The organism is Kitasatospora sp. LaBMicrA B282 (assembly GCF_050325825.1).
Taxonomy (GTDB): domain Bacteria; phylum Actinomycetota; class Actinomycetes; order Streptomycetales; family Streptomycetaceae; genus Kitasatospora.
In genome coordinates this window covers 1-16,488 of the sequence record NZ_JBNQTI010000180.1, presented here as the reverse complement: position 1 = coordinate 16,488, position 16,488 = coordinate 1, and the positions used below count along the sequence as shown (strand labels likewise).

14 protein-coding genes are annotated in these 16,488 nt (G+C 74.4%); 10 read left to right on the top strand and 4 right to left on the bottom strand.

What is annotated here, in order from left to right:
- The first annotated feature begins 378 nt into the window (after window positions 1–378).
- The 6 genes from ACQRUO_RS33165 to ACQRUO_RS33140 all read left to right on the top strand — a co-directional run bounded on the left by ACQRUO_RS33165 (window position 379) and on the right by ACQRUO_RS33140 (window position 6,499).
- Window positions 379–471 (top strand): putative leader peptide, encoded by a 93-nt coding sequence (locus tag ACQRUO_RS33165; protein ID WP_428319845.1) that lies wholly within the window; start codon window positions 379–381, stop codon window positions 469–471.
- A gap of 97 nt (window positions 472–568) precedes the next feature.
- The gene (gene ssuE, locus ACQRUO_RS33160; RefSeq protein WP_428319844.1) at window positions 569–1,144 is read left to right on the top strand and encodes an NADPH-dependent FMN reductase; all 576 of its coding nucleotides are present in this window, start codon (window positions 569–571) and stop codon (window positions 1,142–1,144) included.
- A gap of 198 nt (window positions 1,145–1,342) precedes the next feature.
- Complete coding sequence (locus ACQRUO_RS33155) at window positions 1,343–2,113, top strand: ABC transporter ATP-binding protein (RefSeq protein WP_428319847.1); 771 nt, start codon at window positions 1,343–1,345, stop codon at window positions 2,111–2,113.
- 16 nt (window positions 2,114–2,129) lie between these two features.
- The gene (locus ACQRUO_RS33150; protein WP_428319843.1) at window positions 2,130–4,700 is read left to right on the top strand and encodes an ABC transporter permease; all 2,571 of its coding nucleotides are present in this window, start codon (window positions 2,130–2,132) and stop codon (window positions 4,698–4,700) included.
- Window positions 4,701–4,833: 133 nt separating this feature from the next.
- Entirely contained in the window at window positions 4,834–5,871 is a 1,038-nt protein-coding gene (locus ACQRUO_RS33145; protein WP_428319846.1) for a glycosyltransferase family 2 protein, read from the top strand.
- A 28-nt stretch (window positions 5,872–5,899) separates the two neighbouring features.
- Entirely contained in the window at window positions 5,900–6,499 is a 600-nt protein-coding gene (locus tag ACQRUO_RS33140; protein WP_428319842.1) for a DapH/DapD/GlmU-related protein, read from the top strand.
- 37 nt (window positions 6,500–6,536) lie between these two features.
- On the opposite strand, the gene ACQRUO_RS33135 is transcribed toward ACQRUO_RS33140, so the two are convergent.
- Window positions 6,537–7,313 (bottom strand): TIGR03089 family protein, encoded by a 777-nt coding sequence (locus ACQRUO_RS33135; protein WP_428319841.1) that lies wholly within the window; start codon window positions 7,311–7,313, stop codon window positions 6,537–6,539.
- A 146-nt stretch (window positions 7,314–7,459) separates the two neighbouring features.
- Here ACQRUO_RS33135 and ACQRUO_RS33130 point away from each other — a divergent pair, with 146 nt between their 5' ends.
- Both ACQRUO_RS33130 and ACQRUO_RS33125 read left to right on the top strand, forming a co-directional pair.
- Window positions 7,460–8,674: an N-acetylmuramoyl-L-alanine amidase gene (locus tag ACQRUO_RS33130; protein WP_428319840.1), complete on the top strand. Its 1,215-nt coding sequence runs from the start codon at window positions 7,460–7,462 to the stop codon at window positions 8,672–8,674.
- 125 nt (window positions 8,675–8,799) lie between these two features.
- Entirely contained in the window at window positions 8,800–9,717 is a 918-nt protein-coding gene (locus ACQRUO_RS33125) for a DNA-3-methyladenine glycosylase family protein (protein WP_428319839.1), read from the top strand.
- Window positions 9,718–9,837: 120 nt separating this feature from the next.
- Here ACQRUO_RS33125 and ACQRUO_RS33120 read toward each other — a convergent pair whose 3' ends face one another.
- Genes ACQRUO_RS33120 through ACQRUO_RS33110 form a run of 3 tightly spaced genes read right to left on the bottom strand, consistent with a single transcriptional unit; the run spans window position 9,838 to window position 12,736 of the window.
- The gene (locus ACQRUO_RS33120) at window positions 9,838–11,136 is read right to left on the bottom strand and encodes a coenzyme F420-0:L-glutamate ligase (RefSeq protein WP_428319838.1); all 1,299 of its coding nucleotides are present in this window, start codon (window positions 11,134–11,136) and stop codon (window positions 9,838–9,840) included.
- On the bottom strand, window positions 11,133–12,110 hold the full coding sequence (gene cofD, locus ACQRUO_RS33115; RefSeq protein ID WP_428319837.1) for a 2-phospho-L-lactate transferase: 978 nt from the start codon (window positions 12,108–12,110) through the stop codon (window positions 11,133–11,135). The genes ACQRUO_RS33120 and cofD overlap by 4 nt, the downstream gene beginning before the upstream one ends.
- 20 nt (window positions 12,111–12,130) lie before the next feature.
- Window positions 12,131–12,736: a cysteine dioxygenase gene (locus tag ACQRUO_RS33110; protein ID WP_428319836.1), complete on the bottom strand. Its 606-nt coding sequence runs from the start codon at window positions 12,734–12,736 to the stop codon at window positions 12,131–12,133.
- A gap of 757 nt (window positions 12,737–13,493) precedes the next feature.
- Here ACQRUO_RS33110 and ACQRUO_RS33105 point away from each other — a divergent pair.
- A complete protein-coding gene (locus ACQRUO_RS33105; protein ID WP_280693936.1) occupies window positions 13,494–13,763 on the top strand; it encodes a WhiB family transcriptional regulator in 270 nt (89 codons plus the stop codon).
- Between the two features lie 371 nt (window positions 13,764–14,134).
- On the top strand, window positions 14,135–16,488 hold a 2,354-nt coding region (locus tag ACQRUO_RS33100), incomplete at its 3' end, for a glycosyltransferase (RefSeq protein WP_428319835.1).

Genomic DNA, 16,488 nt, shown 5'->3' with positions numbered 1-16,488 from the left:
CGGGCCCGCGCGGGCTCAGCCCGGGCGGCAGCGCCGAAGCGCCGTCGCCGTCGCCGGCCGCGCCGCGCCTGCCGTCTCCACTGCCACCGCCGCCCGGGCGGCCCTGCTGCCACGTGTCCATGTCGTCGAGGATGCCCGATTCGTCCTGCCGGAGAAGTGGTGCGCCGGGCGGCCGGGCCGCTTGTAGCAGAGCTGGTGCACGGATACGACGATTCCGGTGTATCTCCACCGGTCCGTCCCGGTTCGGGCGGCCGGCCCGCGGCGTGCCGCCCCGGCAACCGCCCCGGCCCTGGCCCCGGCCCCCGACCGCGGCAACCGGCCGCAGGCCGCTTCACCGGCCGAAACGTTTCTTGACCCTTGTGAACAGCCCGTGTTTGCATGAACGCCATGGATCAGTGCCCGAGACTCACGCGTCGGCTCCACGTCGACCTGCAGCGTGTCTCCGGCGCGCTCTGTCGGGCCCGCGGCTGACCGCCGCCCGCTGCCCTTCCGACCGGACTCCCCGGCCGGCCCACCGGCCGCGCCGCCCGCTGCCCGCCGCAGCGCCCCTCCCGCCCGAGGTGAATCCATGGCCACCGTCCTCGCCGTCTCCGGCTCCCCGTCGCCGACCTCCCGCACCACCGGTCTGCTGCGCCACGTCGGCGCCCGGCTCGCCGAGCACGGCCACCGGGTGGTCCCGCTCGACGTCCGCGAGCTGCCGGCCGAGCCGCTGCTGCGCGCCGACACCCGGCACCCCGAGCTGGCCCGCGCCCTCGACCTGGTCACCGGGGCGGACGCCCTGGTGATCGGCACCCCGGTCTACAAGGCCGCCTACTCGGGACTGTTGAAGGCCCTGCTCGACGTGCTGCCGCAGTACGCGCTGGCCGGCAAGACGGTGCTGCCGCTGGCCACCGGCGGCTCGACCGCGCACGTGCTGGCGGTGGACTACGCGCTGCGCCCGGTGCTCTCCGCGATGGGCGCCGCGCACGTCACCCAGGGCTGGTTCGTGCTGGACCGGCACATCTCGCTTCGCGAGGACGGCAGCGCGACCGTCGAGCGGGAGACCGACGTGCTGCTCCAGCCGGTGGTCGACGCCTTCGCCGCCGCCCTCGCCCGACAGACAGGACCCGCGCCGGCCGAACCCGCGCTGGCCGTGCGCCCCTGAGGGCCGGCCCCCGGACCCCTAGGGGGTGGGGCTCGGGGACCCGTACAACTCTCGTCTGCCCAGGTCCTCCCGCCGGAGGACGAGGGGCCCACCGGTCAGCCTCTAGGTTGGTGACATCGGCTCGCCCCGCACTTTCCCGGGGTCGAGCCCGGGGGAACAGCGACCTAGGAGCGAGACGTGACGACGGCATCCGCAGCCGTGCAGGCATCCGACTACCCAGGCGGCCAGCCGGCCGCCAGCGCCGCCGCCGCGCGGCAGGTGACGAAGGCTTACGGGCACGGGGAGACCCGGGTCACCGCACTGAACGCCGTCGACGTCGACATCCAGCGCGGTCGGTTCACCGCGATCATGGGTCCCTCGGGCTCCGGGAAGTCGACCCTGATGCACTGCCTGGCCGGGCTGGACACGGTCTCCGAGGGCCGGATCTGGATCGGCGACACGGAGATCACCGGTCTGAAGGACAAGCAGCTGACCCGGCTGCGCCGCGACAAGATCGGCTTCATCTTCCAGGCCTTCAACCTGCTCCCGACGCTGAACGCGCTGGAGAACATCACGCTGCCGATGGACATAGCCGGCCGCAAGGCCGACCGCGCCTGGCTGGACCAGGTGGTCGACACGGTCGGCCTCGGCGAGCGGCTCAAGCACCGGCCGACCCAGCTCTCCGGCGGTCAGCAGCAGCGCGTCGCGGTCGCCCGGGCGCTGGCCGCCCGGCCCGAGATCATCTTCGGTGACGAGCCGACCGGCAACCTGGACTCGCGCTCCGGCGCCGAGGTGCTGACCTTCCTGCGCCGCTCGGTGGACGAGCTCGCACAGACCATCGTGATGGTCACCCACGACCCGGTCGCGGCCGGTTACGCGGACCGGGTCCTGTTCCTGGCCGACGGCGTGATCGTGGACGAGATGCACGCGCCCACCGCCGACTCCGTCCTCGAGCGCATGCGCCGTTTCGACGGCAAGCGCACCAGCTGAGCCGGGGCGGACCGTCATGCTGCTCAAGACCTCACTGCGCAACTTCCTCGCCCACAAGGGCCGGATGGTGCTGTCGCTGATCGCGATCGTGCTCTCGGTGGCCTTCGTCTCCGGGACCCTGGTTTTCTCCAACACCGCGACCAGCACCTTCGACAAGCTCTTCGACGCCACCGCCTCCGACGTCGCGGTCAACCCCGCCCCGCCCAAGGGCGGCGGCGACGCGGCCGACAACGGCGGCCGCACCCAGACCATCCCGGCCACCGCGCTGGCCCAGCTGGCCGGCCGGCCCGGGGTCAAGACCGCCGAGGGCCAGGTGTCGGTGCAGAGCGCCACCCTGGTCAACCCGAAGACCAACAAGGCGGCCGGCCCGACCGGCGGCGCCCCGACCATCGTCGGCGCCTGGGTCCCCGGCCCGCGCTCCCCGATGAAGATCACCTCCGGTGCGGCGCCCAGCGGCCCGCAGCAGATGATGATCGACGCCGACACGGCCAAGCACGCCGGCCTGCACCTCGGCGACCCGATCCGGATCATCGGCGACCAGGGCACCTTCGACTTCACCGTCTCCGGGATCGCCACCTTCACCGGCACCAACCCCGGCGCGGCGCTGGCCTTCACCGACGTCCCCACCGCCCAGCGGGACCTGCTCGGCAACACCACCAGCTACACCTCGATCGACGTCTACGGCGACGGCAGCCGCACCGACGACCAGCTCAAGAGCGAGCTGTCGGGGGTGCTGGGCGCCGACTACCAACTGAAGACCGCCGCCGAGCAGAAGGCCGACGGCCAGAAGAGCGTCGGGTCCTTCCTCGACTTCATGAAGTACGTGATGCTCGGCTTCGCCGGGATCTCGCTGCTGGTCGGCGGCTTCCTGATCATCAACACCTTCTCGATGCTGGTCGCCCAGCGGACCCGGGAGATCGGCCTGCTGCGCGCCCTCGGCGGCAGCCGCCGCCAGGTGAACCGCTCGGTGCTGGTCGAGGCGCTGCTGCTCGGCGTGCTCGGCTCCACCCTCGGGCTGGCCGCCGGCCTCGGCATCGCGCAGCTGCTGATCCAGCTGATGAAGCTGGCCGGGATGAACCTGTCCAGCTCGCTGTCGATCGGCGCCGAGGTGCCGATCGCCGCCTACGCGGTGGGCGTGGTGATCACCGTGCTGGCGGCCTGGATCCCGGCCCGCCGGGCCGGCAAGGTCTCGCCGATGGCCGCACTGCGCGACCACGGCACCCCGGGCGAGGGCGCCACCAACCGGGTCCGACTGGTGCTCGGCCTGCTGGTCACCGCGGGCGGCGGCGCGCTGCTCACCGCGGCGGCCACCACCAAGCAGCTCGGCACCGCCGGATCCCAGCTGGGCCTGGGCCTGCTGCTCACGCTGATCGGCTTCGTGGTGCTCGGCCCGCTGCTGGCCGGCGTGGTGATCCGGGTGCTCGGCGCCGCGCTGCCCGCCCTGTTCGGCCCGGCCGGCCGACTGGCCCAGCGCAACGCGCTGCGCAACCCGCGCCGCACCGGCGCCACCGCGGCCGCGCTGATGATCGGCCTGGCGCTGGTCACCGGTGCCTCGGTGGTCACCAACTCGATGGTCAGCTCGACCAGCGCCCAGATCGACAAGTCGGTCGGCGCGGACTACATCGTCATGACCAACCACGGCGGCCTGACCGCGGCGATGGTCACCGCGGCCCAGGGCACCCCGGGCCTGGCCCACCTCACCGAGCAGCGCGAGCTGCCCGCCACCTTCACGCTGCCCGACGGCAGGACCAGCGACCAGTTCGTCTCGGCCGTCTCGCCCAGCTTCACCCAGGACTTCTCGCTGCCGGTCAGCTCCGGCAGCGCGAGCGCCCTGACCGCCGGCGGGATCACGATCGACGCCGACTACGCCAAGAACAACAACCTCAAGGTCGGCGACACCCTGGGCGTCGACTACGGCAAGGGGCGCACCCAGAAGCTGCCGATCGCGCTGGTCACCGCCACCGGCAACAGCATCTTCGACCGCCACTTCTTCGCCACCCTGGCCACCGTCTCGGCGGTGGTGCCGGCCGACCAGCAGCCCAACGACGTCGCGGTCTTCGGCAAGGCGGCCGCCGGCGCGGACAAGGCGCAGACGCTGACCGCGCTGCAGAACTCGCTGAACGCCTACCCGCAGGTCACCGTGCAGGACCAGGCCGGTTACAAGAAGCTGGTCCAGCAGAGCGTGAACACCCTGCTCTACCTGGTCTACGGGCTGCTCGCGCTGGCGATCATGGTCGCGGTGCTCGGCGTGGTCAACACGCTGGCCCTGTCGGTGGTGGAGCGGACCCGGGAGATCGGCCTGCTGCGGGCGATCGGCCTGTCGCGCCGTCAGCTGCGCCGGATGATCCGGCTGGAGTCGGTGGTGATCGCGGTCTTCGGTGCGATCCTCGGCACCGGCCTGGGCCTGGCCTGGGGGGTCACCACCCAGCGGGTGCTGAAGGGCTCCGGGCTGAGCGTGCTCTCCGTCCCGACCGGCACCATCGTGGTGGTGCTGCTGCTCTCCGCGGTGGTGGGCCTGCTGGCCGCGCTGCTGCCGGCCTTCCGGGCCGGTCGGATGAACGTCCTGGCGGCGATCGCCAACGGCTGAGCCCCCTGGCGGTTCCCAGGTGACACTCAGGTTGACTCGCCGTCAGCCACCCGGGCCGGGCGCCCCCCGTGAGGGGGAACGCCCGGCCCGGGGCGTTCACTGCGGTCCGGTACGGTGGGGCTCGATGAACACCATGGCTGCTGAGGAGCTGCCGGCGGTCTCCGTGATCATGCCGGTGCTCAACGAGGAACGACACCTGCGCACCGCCGTGCGGCGGATCCTGGAGCAGGACTACACCGGTGCCATGGAGGTGGTGATCGCGCTCGGCCCCTCCACCGACCGGACCGACGCCATCGCGGCCGAGCTGGTCGCCGAGGACTCCCGGGTGCGGACCGTGTCGAACCCGACCGGGCGCACCCCCGCCGGGCTGAACGCGGCGATCCGCGCCTCCTCCCACCCGATAGTGGTCCGGGTGGACGGCCACGGACTGCTCACCCCCGGCTACATCGCCACCGCGGTCCGCCTGCTCGGCGAGATGGAGGCGGCCAACGTGGGCGGCATCATGCACGCCGAGGGCGAGACCGAGTGGGAGAAGGCGGTCGCCGCCGCGATGACCGCCAAGATCGGCGTCGGCAACGCGGCCTTCCACACCGGCGGCCTGGCCGGCCCGGCCGAGACCGTCTACCTGGGCGTCTTCCGCCGCGAGGTGCTGGAGAAGCTCGGCGGCTACAACGAGGAGTTCATCCGGGCCCAGGACTGGGAGCTGAACTACCGGATCCGCCAGGACGGCGGCCTGATCTGGTTCACCCCGCAGCTGAAGGTCACCTACCGGCCGCGGCCCAGCGTGCGCGCCCTGGCCAAGCAGTACAAGGACTACGGCCGCTGGCGCCGGGTGGTCACCCGCTACCACCGCGGCTCGGTCAACCTGCGTTACCTGGCCCCGCCGACCGCGCTGGTCACGGTGCTGCTCGGCCTGGTGCTCGGGATCGCGGTGCACCCGGCCTTCCTGATCCTGCCGGGCGGCTACCTGGCCGGGATCGTCGGCGGCTCGGTGCCGGCGGGCCGCGGCCTGTCCGCCAGGGCCCGGCTGCAGCTGCCGGTGGCGCTGGCCACCATGCACTTCAGCTGGGGCTTCGGCTTCCTCACCTCGCCGCGCAGGCTGGCCCGCAAGGTCATCGCCAGCACCGCGCCGGCCGCCCGCAGCGCGTCGATGGCACAGCATCTGGGCTGAACCGGCACGAGCCGCTACCGTCGGTGCTATGACGGAGGCGGTGCGTATCGAAGCCAGTGCGGACGTCGATCCGCGGGCCCGGATCGGGGCGGGCAGTGCCGTCTGGCACCTCGCCCAGATCCGCGAGCACGCCGTGGTGGGCGCCGAGTGCGTGATCGGGCGCGGCGCCTACCTCGGGCCCGGGGTGCGTCTCGGCGACCGGGTCAAGGTGCAGAACCACGCCCTGCTGTACGAGCCGGCGGTGCTGGAGGACGGGGTGTTCGTCGGTCCGGCCGCGGTGCTGACCAACGACCTCTACCCGCGCTCGGTCGCGGTGGACGGCCGGCTCAAGGGCTCGGACGACTGGCTGGCCCGCGGCGTGACGCTGCGTCAGGGCTGCTCGATCGGCGCCCGGGCGGTGCTGGTCGCCGGGGTCACGGTGGGGCGCTGGGCGCTGGTCGCCGCCGGCGCCGTGGTGCACCGGGACGTGCCGGACTTCGCGCTGGTGGTGGGCGTCCCGGCCCGCCGGACCGCGTGGGTCGGACGGGCCGGTGAGCCGCTGCGCCGGCTGGGCGTGGACCGCTGGCGCTGCCCCCGCACCGGCGAGGCCTACGCGGAGGCCAACGGACTGCTGGCGCCGGTCTCCTGACGGACCGGCGCCGACGGGGACTCCTCGGGCCGGGGTACTAGCCCAGCCGCACGGTGACCCGCTCGGACTCGATCCGGGCGGCCCACTGCTCCTCGGTCAGCTCGGCCGAGTTGCGGCAGAGCACCACCGAGGCGCCGGCCGCCAGCGGGGCCAGCAACCCGGCCTCCAGGCCGGCCCAGTCGTCGAAGGAGTGCGTGCTGAGCACCCGCGCGCCCCGCTCCAGCCCCAGCCGGGCGGCGCCCTCGCGGGCCAGCGCCACGGTCTGCTCGCCGGTCAGCTTGAGCGGCAGCCCGTCCACCAGGGTCTCCAGGGCGGGCGCCTCCGGGTCGACGGGCGAGTACGGGGCGAACCGGTCGCCCTGGCCCGGCACCTCGGCCGCGTAGTCGAGGAAGCCGTCGGGCCGCTGCGGGAACCGCCCGCCGAGCGGCCGCAGCGCCAGCGCCACCCGCTCGCCGTCGCAGGCCTGGGCGGCGGCCAGCCCGTCCGGCCCGCTGACCACCAGCTGCGCCTCGGCCGGATCGCCGCCGGGCACCGCGGTGACCCCGACCGACCAGCAGGCCAGCAGCCAGACCGCGGTCTGCCAGTGGGCCGGCAGCAGCAGGGCGGCGCGGTCCTCGGGGCCCGCGTTCAGTTCGTCCTGGAGCAGGTTGGCGGTCTTGGCGACCCAGTTGTCGAAGGTCTTGACCGAGAGTTCGACCCGTTCACCGGAGCGATCGTCGTAGAAGGTGACCAGGGGACGGGCGGAGTCCTCACCGAGGGCGGCTCGCAGCAGCTCGGCGGGGGTACGGGCGTCGGCAGCGAAGGGCGCAGTCATGGTGCTCCCCAGCCTACGACCTGGCCGCGCCCACGGGGGAGGGGGTTCGGCGCGCATCGCGGGGCGGGTGGATTTTCCGAAAGTCCGTCAGATCTCCGGGCGTGGGATGGCCGACTGGCGGGCCGACTGCCCGCATTATCCCTTTTATGCGGATTTCACTCGCCTCCCTGCTCGGTCTCGGCTGCGCCGCCGCACTGGCCCTCCCACAAGCGGTGGCCACGGCGACGCCGGCCCATCCGACCGCCCGCGCCCACCACGCGGCCTTACAGCCGCCCCGCACCGCGGCCCTGCCGCTCACCGTCCTGGCGGCCCCCGCCGGCCCGCACCGGGCCGCTGCCGGCGCCGTCCGCGGCCTGCCCGCCCGCACCACCACCGCCTACTCCCTGCTCGGGGTCAGCTGGGACGACCCCGCCGCGACCCTGGACGGCACCGTCGAGGTGCGCACCCGCCCGGTGAGCCGCGACGGCGCCCCGCAGTCGTGGACCGCCTGGCGCGCCCTGTCCGCCGACTCCGAGGACCGCCCCGACCAGGGCTCCGCCGACCTGCGCACCAGCCGGGCCCGCGGGGCGACCGCGCCGCTCTGGGTCGGCCCGAGCGACGGGGTCGAGGTCCGGGCGACCGGCGCCGCGCTGCCGGCCGGCCTGCGGGTCGACCTGGTCGACCCCGGTGACGACCCGTCAGCCGATGTCGCCGCGGCTGCCGAACTGCCGCGGGACCCGCAGCCGGCGAACCGGATGGCGCCCATGGTCGACCACCAGGCGCCGCGGCCGGGCATCGTCACCCGGGCCGGCTGGGGCGCGGACGAGAGCCTGCGCGAGCCCGGCTACGTCTACACCGACACGGTCAAGGTGGTCTTCGTCCACCACACCGACACCGACAACGACTACAGCTGCGCGGACAGCCCCAAGGTGATCCGGTCGATCTACGAGTACCACGTGGAGTCCAACGGCTGGCGCGACATCGGCTACAACTTCCTGGTCGACCGCTGCGGCAAGATCTACGAGGGCCGGGCCGGCGGCGTCTCCCGCCCGGTGCTCGGCGCCCACACGCTCGGCTTCAACACCGACTCCACCGGCATCGCCGCGCTCGGCACCTACACCGAGGCCGAGCCGCCGCAGGCCCAGGTCGACGGCATCGCCAAGATCGCCGCCTGGAAGCTCGGGCTGACCGGCCGCGACGCCCGCGGCAGCACCGTGCTCACCTCGGCCAGCGACGGCAGCCGCTACGCCGAGGGCACCAGCCACACCTTCGCGAACATCTCCGGCCACCGGGACGCCTTCGCCACCGACTGCCCCGGCGAGAACCTCTACGACCTGCTCCCGCAGATCCGGAACACGGCCGCCCACCTGCAGGGCCGCTGACGCCTGCCGTCCGACACCCGACGCCCGTGCGCCCCGGCCGGCCGGTCGGGGCGCACGGGCGTGCCGCCGCTGCCGGGCCGCCGCCGTCCCGCCGCACTGTCACCCCGGCGCGCCAGACTGGACGGGTGACCGACGCCCCCCAGGAGCGGCTCTGGCTCCCCGGCCGCCCGCTCGACCTGCACCGCACCCTCGCGCCGCTGCGCCGCGGCCCGGGGGATCCGGCCTGCCGGGTCGCCGGGGACGGTGCGTTCTGGCGGGCCTCGCGCACCCCGCAGGGCGTGGGCACGCTGCGGGTCACCGCGCGGGCCGGCGAGGTGCGGGCCCAGGCCTGGGGGCCGGGCGCCGGCTGGCTGCTCGACCGGCTGCCGCTGCTGCTCGGGGCAGCCGACGACCCGTCAGGCCTGGTGCCGCTGCCACCCGGTCCGGTGCGCGAGGCGCAGCGGACGCACCCGGGGCTGCGGCTCTGCCGGACCGGCCTGGTGCTGGAGTCCCTGGTCCCGGCGATCCTGGAGCAGAAGGTCACCTCGGACGAGGCCTACCGCGCCTGGCGGCTGCTGCTGCGGGACTTCGGCACCGCGGCACCGGGTCCGGCGCCGGGGATGCGGGTCGCGCCCTCGGCCCGGGAGTGGGCGCTGATCCCGTCCTGGGAGTGGCACCGGGCCGGGGTGGACCCCAAGCGCTCGGCCACCGTGCAGCGCGCGGTCCGGCTGGCGCCGCGGCTGGAGCAGGCCGCCGAGCTGGACCACGCGGCGGCCGTCGCCCGGCTGACCGCCGTGCCGGGGATCGGCGCGTGGACGGCGGCCGAGACGCTGCAGCGCAGCAACGGCGATGCGGACGCGGTCTCGGTCGGCGACTTCCACCTGCCGAACCACGTCGGCTGGGCGCTGGCCGGCCGCCCCCGCTCCGACGACGCCCAGCTGCTGGAGCTGCTCGCCCCCTACGCCCCGCACCGCCACCGGGTCTGCCGGCTGATCGCCCTCAGCGGCCTGCGCCCACCGCGCTTCGGCCCCCGGCTGGCCCCGAACGACCACCGCCACCGCTGAGCCCGACCGGGTGACCCGGCGCTTCGAGAGCGCCTCCAACCGGCGCCCGGCCACCGCTGAGCCCGACCGGGTGACCCCGCACCTCGGTGCAGGGTCACCCGGTCGGTCGTGCGGGCCTGCTCAGCGCACCGCGACGAAGGCGTCCACCGGCCGTTCCGGTCGCGTCGGCGGGACGGCGAGGGGCCGACCGACCGCGACGGCGCCCATCGGGTCCCAGTCGGCCGGCAGGTCCAGCACCTCGCGCACCACGTCGCGGCAGAACATGGTGGAGGAGACCCAGGCCGTCCCGTAGCCCTCGCCGGCCAGCGCCACCAGCAGGTTCTGCACCGCGGCCCCGGTCGAGACGGCGAACATCTCGCGCTCGGCGGCGGAGCGCCGGGCGTCGGGGTAGTGGTGCGCGCCGTCCGCCACCAGGCAGGGGATCACCAGGGCGGGGGCCCGGCGCAGCAGGTCGCCGCGGGCGGTGCGGCGGGCGATCCGCGCCGCGTCCCAGCCGTCCAGCTCGCGCAGGTCGCGCTGCCAGGCGGCGAGCATCGCGTCCAGCAGGTCCAGGCGCCGTTGCGGCGACTCCAGCAGCACGAACCGCCAGGGGGTGGTGTGGTGCGGCGCGGGCGCGGTGACCGCGGCCGCCACCGCCCGCCGGATCGCCTCCGCGGGCACCGGATCGTCGGCGAACTCGCGCACCGTGCGGCGCAGCGCGACCGCCTCGCGGACCGCCTCCGAGGTGCCGAGGCGGAACATGTCGTCCTCCGGCGCCCGGACCAGCGGCCGGGCGCCGGCCCCGTCCTCCTCGGTCACCGCGCCGGGCAGCCCGCGCACCACCGCCACCGGGGTGCCGGTGGCCTTGCCCTTCACCAGGTCGCCGGCGGCGGCCAGTTCGTCGGCGGTGGCGGTCACGGTGACGGCCAGCGTGTTGCCGTGGGCGTCGGTGCGGCCGCGGTGGTCGTCCAGCACGGCCAGGCCGGCGGCCCCGATCGCCACGTCGGTCTGGCCGGTGCGCCAGGGGCGGCCGAAGGTGTCGCTGATCAGCACGGCGACCCGGCGGCCGGTCAGCTCGTGGATCCGGGCCCGGATCCCGCGGGCCGAGCGGTCGGGGTCCTCGGGCAGCAGCAGCACGGTGCCGGGGGCGGTGTTGGAGGCGTCCACCCCGGCGGCGGCCATCACCAGGCCCTGCCGGTTCTGCACGATCCGGGTGGCGCCGCGCCGGGCCACCACCCGCACGGTCTCGGCGTCGATCGCCGCCTCGCGGTCGGCGGCCCGCAGCAGTCGTCCCTCGGCCTTGCTGACGATCTTCGAGGTGACCACCACGATGTCGCCCGGGCGCAGCTCGACGGCCTTGGCGATCAGCGCGCCGAGGTCGGCGCCCGCCTCGATCTCGGGCAGCCCGGGGACCGGCAGCACCTCCAGGGCGCCGGTCACCGGCGCACCTGCTCGGCCAGCGCGAGCGCGGCGCGGGCCATCGCGGCGGTCGCCGCCGGGTCGCTCATCAGCAGCGGCACCGCCCGGCAGGCGATCCCGGCCGCCTCGACCGCGGGCACCGCGGCGGCGTCGGCCTCGTCGACCAGCCAGCCGTCCAGCAGGCCCGGGGTGCCGGCGCCGCGACCGCCGTAGTGCAGGGCGACGGCGTCCGCGGCGGCCGCCACCCCGACGGCGGCGAGCACCTTGTCGGCCATCCCGCGCACCGGCGCGCCGCCGATGATCGGCGACAGCCCGACCACCGGCGCCGGCGCCGCGGCCAGGGCCTCCCGGATGCCGGGCACGGTGAGGATGCTGCCGATGCTCACCACCGGGTTGGACGGCGGGAAGAGGATCACGTCCGCGGCGGCGATCGCCTCCAGCACCCCGGGTGCCGGCTTGGCGGTGTCCGCACCGACCGGGATGATCGCCTCGGCGTCGAGGGCCGCGTGCAGCCTGACCCAGTACTCCTGGAAGTGGACCGCCCGGGTGCCGGCGCCGTCGGTGATCCGGACGTGGGTCTCCACCCGGTCGTCGGTCATCGGCAGCAGCCGCACGCCCGGCTGCCAGCGGTGGCAGAGCGCCTCGGTGACGGCGCTCAGCGGGTAGCCGGCGCCGAGCATCTGGGTCCGCACGATGTGGGTGGCGAAGTCCTTGTCGCCCAGCCCGAACCAGGCCGGGCCGACCCCGTAGGCGGCCAGCTCGTCCTTGACCGCGAAGCTCTCCTCGGCCCGGCCCCAGCCCTGTTCCTCGTGGATCCCGCCGCCGAGGGTGTACATCACGGTGTCCAGGTCGGGGCAGACCTTGAGCCCGAAGAGGTGGATGTCGTCGCCGGTGTTGCCGATGACGGTGATCTCGTCGTCGGGTCCCACCACGTCCTTCAGACCGCGCAGGAAGCGTGCGCCCCCGATCCCGCCGGCCAGTGCCACGATACGCATGGGGCCATCCTGCCAAACGCTCAGGGCAGTTCGGGCGCCAACTCCGGCGTGGCCGTCCGGTACTGGTTCATCTCGGTCAGACCGGGGGAGTAGAGGTGGATGCTGACCGCGGGCTCCAGCGCGCCGTTGACCATCTCGTGCAGGTAGCCGGCGGAGAAGACCCGGGCCTGGCCGGTGGCGCGCAGGGTGCGGGTGCGCTCCCCGTCGCCGGTCAGCGACCGCTCGACCAGCTCGCCCTGAACCACCGTCATGACGCCGGAGGAGTCGCCGTGGTCGTGCAGCCCGCTGCTCTGGCCGGGCAGCCAGCTGAGCAGCCAGACCTCGTAGCCGGGGCCGGTCTCCAGCCGGGCGTACCAGCGGGTGAGCGCGTCGTAGCGGACCAGCGGGGCCCAGCGGTCGCGGTCGGCGGCGATCTCCCGGACCAGCCGGGCGTAGTCGGCCACCGTGGTGGGGTGCGCGGGCACGTCGGTGCGGGCCAGGTGCGGGAAGGCGAGCGGGTCGCCGGCGATGCTGACGTCGCTCAGGCCGTCCGCCCAGAGCGGGGCGGCGGGCGCCGGCACGGCGGCCCGGCGGGCGAGCCTGTTGCGGTCGCGGTTGCGCTTACGGGGGCGGAGACGGCCACGCATCACGGAGTCCTCGGCTGGTCGAGTCGGGGGGTACCCGGGGTACCTGGGGATCAGCCGGATCCGCGGAAGGGGAGCTGGGTGCGGGCGGCCTCGGGGTTCCTGGGGCGGCGCGCCGAGGCTGGAGGAGCGGTCACCCCGGGAGGGGCCGACCGAAGGGGAGCCGACGCGCCTAAGGACAGCAGGAACAGCGAGGGCGACACAGAGCGCTCGCGGCACGACGGAGCACGATGTGGCGGCTCCGCGGGGCGATGGACTCTGACATGCGTTACAGGAGACAGGCGGCAGGGGCTTGGTGTCAAGTCGCCCATTGCGCCATCAGGGGGACAAACCGGGCGAATCACTGGATCAGGCGATAAGTCATGCTCCAGGTTTTGATTGCCGGATTGACGGGAAGGCAGGCGGTTGACCCGGTTGGTCCCGGGTCGCACCGGTGTGTCGGATCGTTGGATCGGGGTGCTCGAGCAGCCCGACCGGGGTTCGGCAACCGGATCGGCTCCACATACGTCTCCGCCGACGGGGGGTGTGCGGAGTCGCGGAACAGGCGTGTCGCCCGCTAGCTGCGGAAAGTCCGTTCTGTCCGGATATGTACACTATTTGTAGCGCCTTGGTTCCGGGGAGTGAATTCACGACCCAATACCAGAGCTCGGCTTGACTGAGCCAGAGTGACGCACATGTAATTTCAGTCGTGTCGTTCGGCCGAACCGAGGTCGCCGACCACACGCATGGGGACGCCAAGAGGGGCAGAGGAGGCGCGCCAATGAGCGAGCTCTTTGAGCTGTTGATCGGTGAGGACATCGACGAGGAAGAGGAACTCGGCTGGCAGGAGCGCGCGCTGTGCGCCCAGACCGACCCGGAGTCCTTCTTCCCGGAGAAGGGCGGTTCCACCCGCGAGGCCAAGAAGGTCTGCCTGGCCTGCGAGGTGCGGTCCGAATGCCTGGAGTACGCCCTCGCCAACGACGAGCGCTTCGGAATCTGGGGCGGGCTCTCGGAGCGCGAGCGGCGGCGGCTCAAGAAGAGCGCGGTCTGAGGAAGCGGACCGGAAGTCGGGGCGGAAGCCGGCCGGAAGCCGATCGCCGCGGTGATCTGCGACGATTCGTGATCCAACGGTCGGCCGAACAGAAGTCCGAATAGTCGACGCCTCGATGTGTATTGTCTGATTTCCGCCTTTGCAGAATCTCTGCAGTATCACCGCGGTTGTGTAAGCGCCTCGCTCGGACGGCGGGGCGCTTTTGCATTCCGGTGCGCCGTCGGGCCGTCCGCGCGGCGCACTTCGACGGTTCGCACGGCCGTCGCCCGCCGGGCACCGGCAGCCCCCCACCGGGTGAACAGGACGCTCAGCCGAAGCCGTTAGTGTGGTGCGCCACCTGCCGTCCACCGGAACCGGGGCCCGCGCACTCGATGACTGCCTACAGCCAGCAGCACGGCTACCCAGACCAGCCGCCCACCCGTTCCCAGCCGCCCACGGGTCAGGGCCGCGGCTGGCCCGGCGGCGCCCGGCCCCCGGCCTACCCGCGCCACCTGGTCACCGCCGTCATCGTCAGCCACGACGGCGCCCGCTGGCTGCCCCAGGCGCTGGCCGGCCTGCTCGGCCAGGACCGCCCGGTGCAGCGGATCCTCGCGGTGGACACCGGCAGCACCGACACCTCCCCGCACCTGCTGCGCGAGACCCTCGGCGACTGGCTGCCCGAATCCGGGCCCACCGTGCTCGGCCGCCGGGCCGGCTTCGGCACCGCGGTCGCCGAGGCGGTCTTCAACAGCGCACCGCTGCGTCCGGAGGACCTCCCCTACAGCCTGGACCCGTCCGGCTACGACCCGGTGACCGGCGGTTGGGACGACTTCGGCGACCCGCTCGCCGGCGAGGACGACCTCGCCACCGGCGGCCCGCGCGAGACCCAGCCGGTGGAGTGGCTCTGGCTGCTGCACGACGACTGCGAGCCGCAGACCGACGCGCTGCGCCGGCTGCTCCAGGTCGCCGACACCACCCCGTCCGCCGCCGTGGTCGGCCCCAAGCTGCGCAGCTGGTACGACCGCCGGCAGCTGCTGGAGGTCGGCGTCAGCATCGCCCGCTCCGGCCGCCGCTGGACCGGCCTGGACCGGCGCGAGCAGGACCAGGGCCAGCACGACCAGGTCCGCCCGGTGCTCGCGGTCTCCACCGCGGGCATGCTGGTGCGCCGCGACGTCTTCGAACAGCTCGGCGGCTTCGACAAGGCGCTGCCGCTGATGCGCGACGACACCGACTTCTGCTGGCGGGTCAACGCGGCCGGCCACCGGGTGGTGGTCGCGCCCGACGCGGTGCTGCGGCACGCCGAGGCCGCCAGCCGCGAGCGCCGCGCGATCGACTGCGGCGCCGCCCACCCGCACCGGGTGGACAAGGCCGGCGCCGTCTACACCCTGCTGGCCAACTCCCGCCCGCTGCTCTTCCCCTACGTGCTGCTCCGGCTGGTGTTCGGCACCCTGCTGCGGGTGGTCGCCAACCTGGTCGGCAAGGACCCGCGCCAGGCGCTGGACGAGGTGGCCGGCCTCGGCCACGAGCTGGTCCGGCTGCCGCGGCTGCTGCTGGCCCGCAAACGCCGGAGCAGAACCCGCTCGGTGGAGGCACTGGACGACCGCGGCCTGTTCCCGCCGCCGGGCGCCACCGCCCGGCTGGCGATCGAGGGCGCGATCAGCTCGCTCGGCATCGGCGGCACCGACGACACCATCGGCCGGCACGGCTCGGTGGGCGAGGCCACCGGTGGTGACGAGGACAACGAGGTGCTGGAGGTCGAGCAGTTCGCGCTGCTCAAGCGGCTGGCCCGGCGCCCGGCCCCGGTGCTCTTCGCCGCGCTGCTGGTCTTCGCCCTGGTCGCCGCCCGCAACCTGCTCGGCTCCGGCACGCTGCAGGGCGGCGCGCTGCTGCCCGCCTCCGACGGCGCCGCGGGCCTGTGGAACATGTTCGCCGCGAGCTGGCACCCGATCGGCACCGGCTCCACCGCCACCGCCCCGCCCTACCTGGCGCTGCTGTCGATCCTCTCCTGGCTGCTCTTCGACCACGCCGACCTGGCGGTCACCCTGGTGCTGGTGCTCTCGGTGCCGCTCTCGGCGGTCAGCGCCTACCTGGTCTCCCGCCCGCTGCTCGGCTCCAAGCTGGTCCGGGCCTGGGCCAGCGCCAGCTACGCGCTGCTGCCCGCGGCCACCGGCGCCATCGCCCAGGGCCGGATCGGCACCGCCGTGCTCGCCGTGCTGCTGCCGCCGCTGGCCCGCGCCGCCGCGGTCTCCGCGGGCCTGGGCATCCGCACCGAGACCGCCGCCCGCGGCCTGCGCCCGGGCTGGCGCTCCACCTGGACGACCGTCCTGCTGCTCACCGTCTGCACCGCCTTCGTGCCGCTCGCCTGGGTGATAGCGCTGCCGCTGGCGCTCGGCGCGCTGCTGGCCGCGGTGCTGCGCGGCGGCGCCTACGGCAGCGGGGTCAGCGCGCTGCGGCTGCTCGGGTCGCGGGTCGCGGTGATCCTCGGCCTGCCGGTGCTGCTGCTCGCCCCCTGGTTCCCGCAGGTGCTGACGCACCCCACCCGGCTGCTGCTGGAGGCCGGCCTGCCCGGCTTCGAGGGGCACCGGGCCGGCGCGCTCGGCCTGCTGCTGGTCAACCCCGGCGGCGCCGGGGTGCCGCCGCGCTGGCTCGCGGTCGGCATCGTGCTGGCCGCGCTGGCCGCGCTGCTGCGCGCCGACCGGCGGCGCGCCGTGCTCGCGGCCTGGGCCGCGGCCGGCGCCGGACTGGT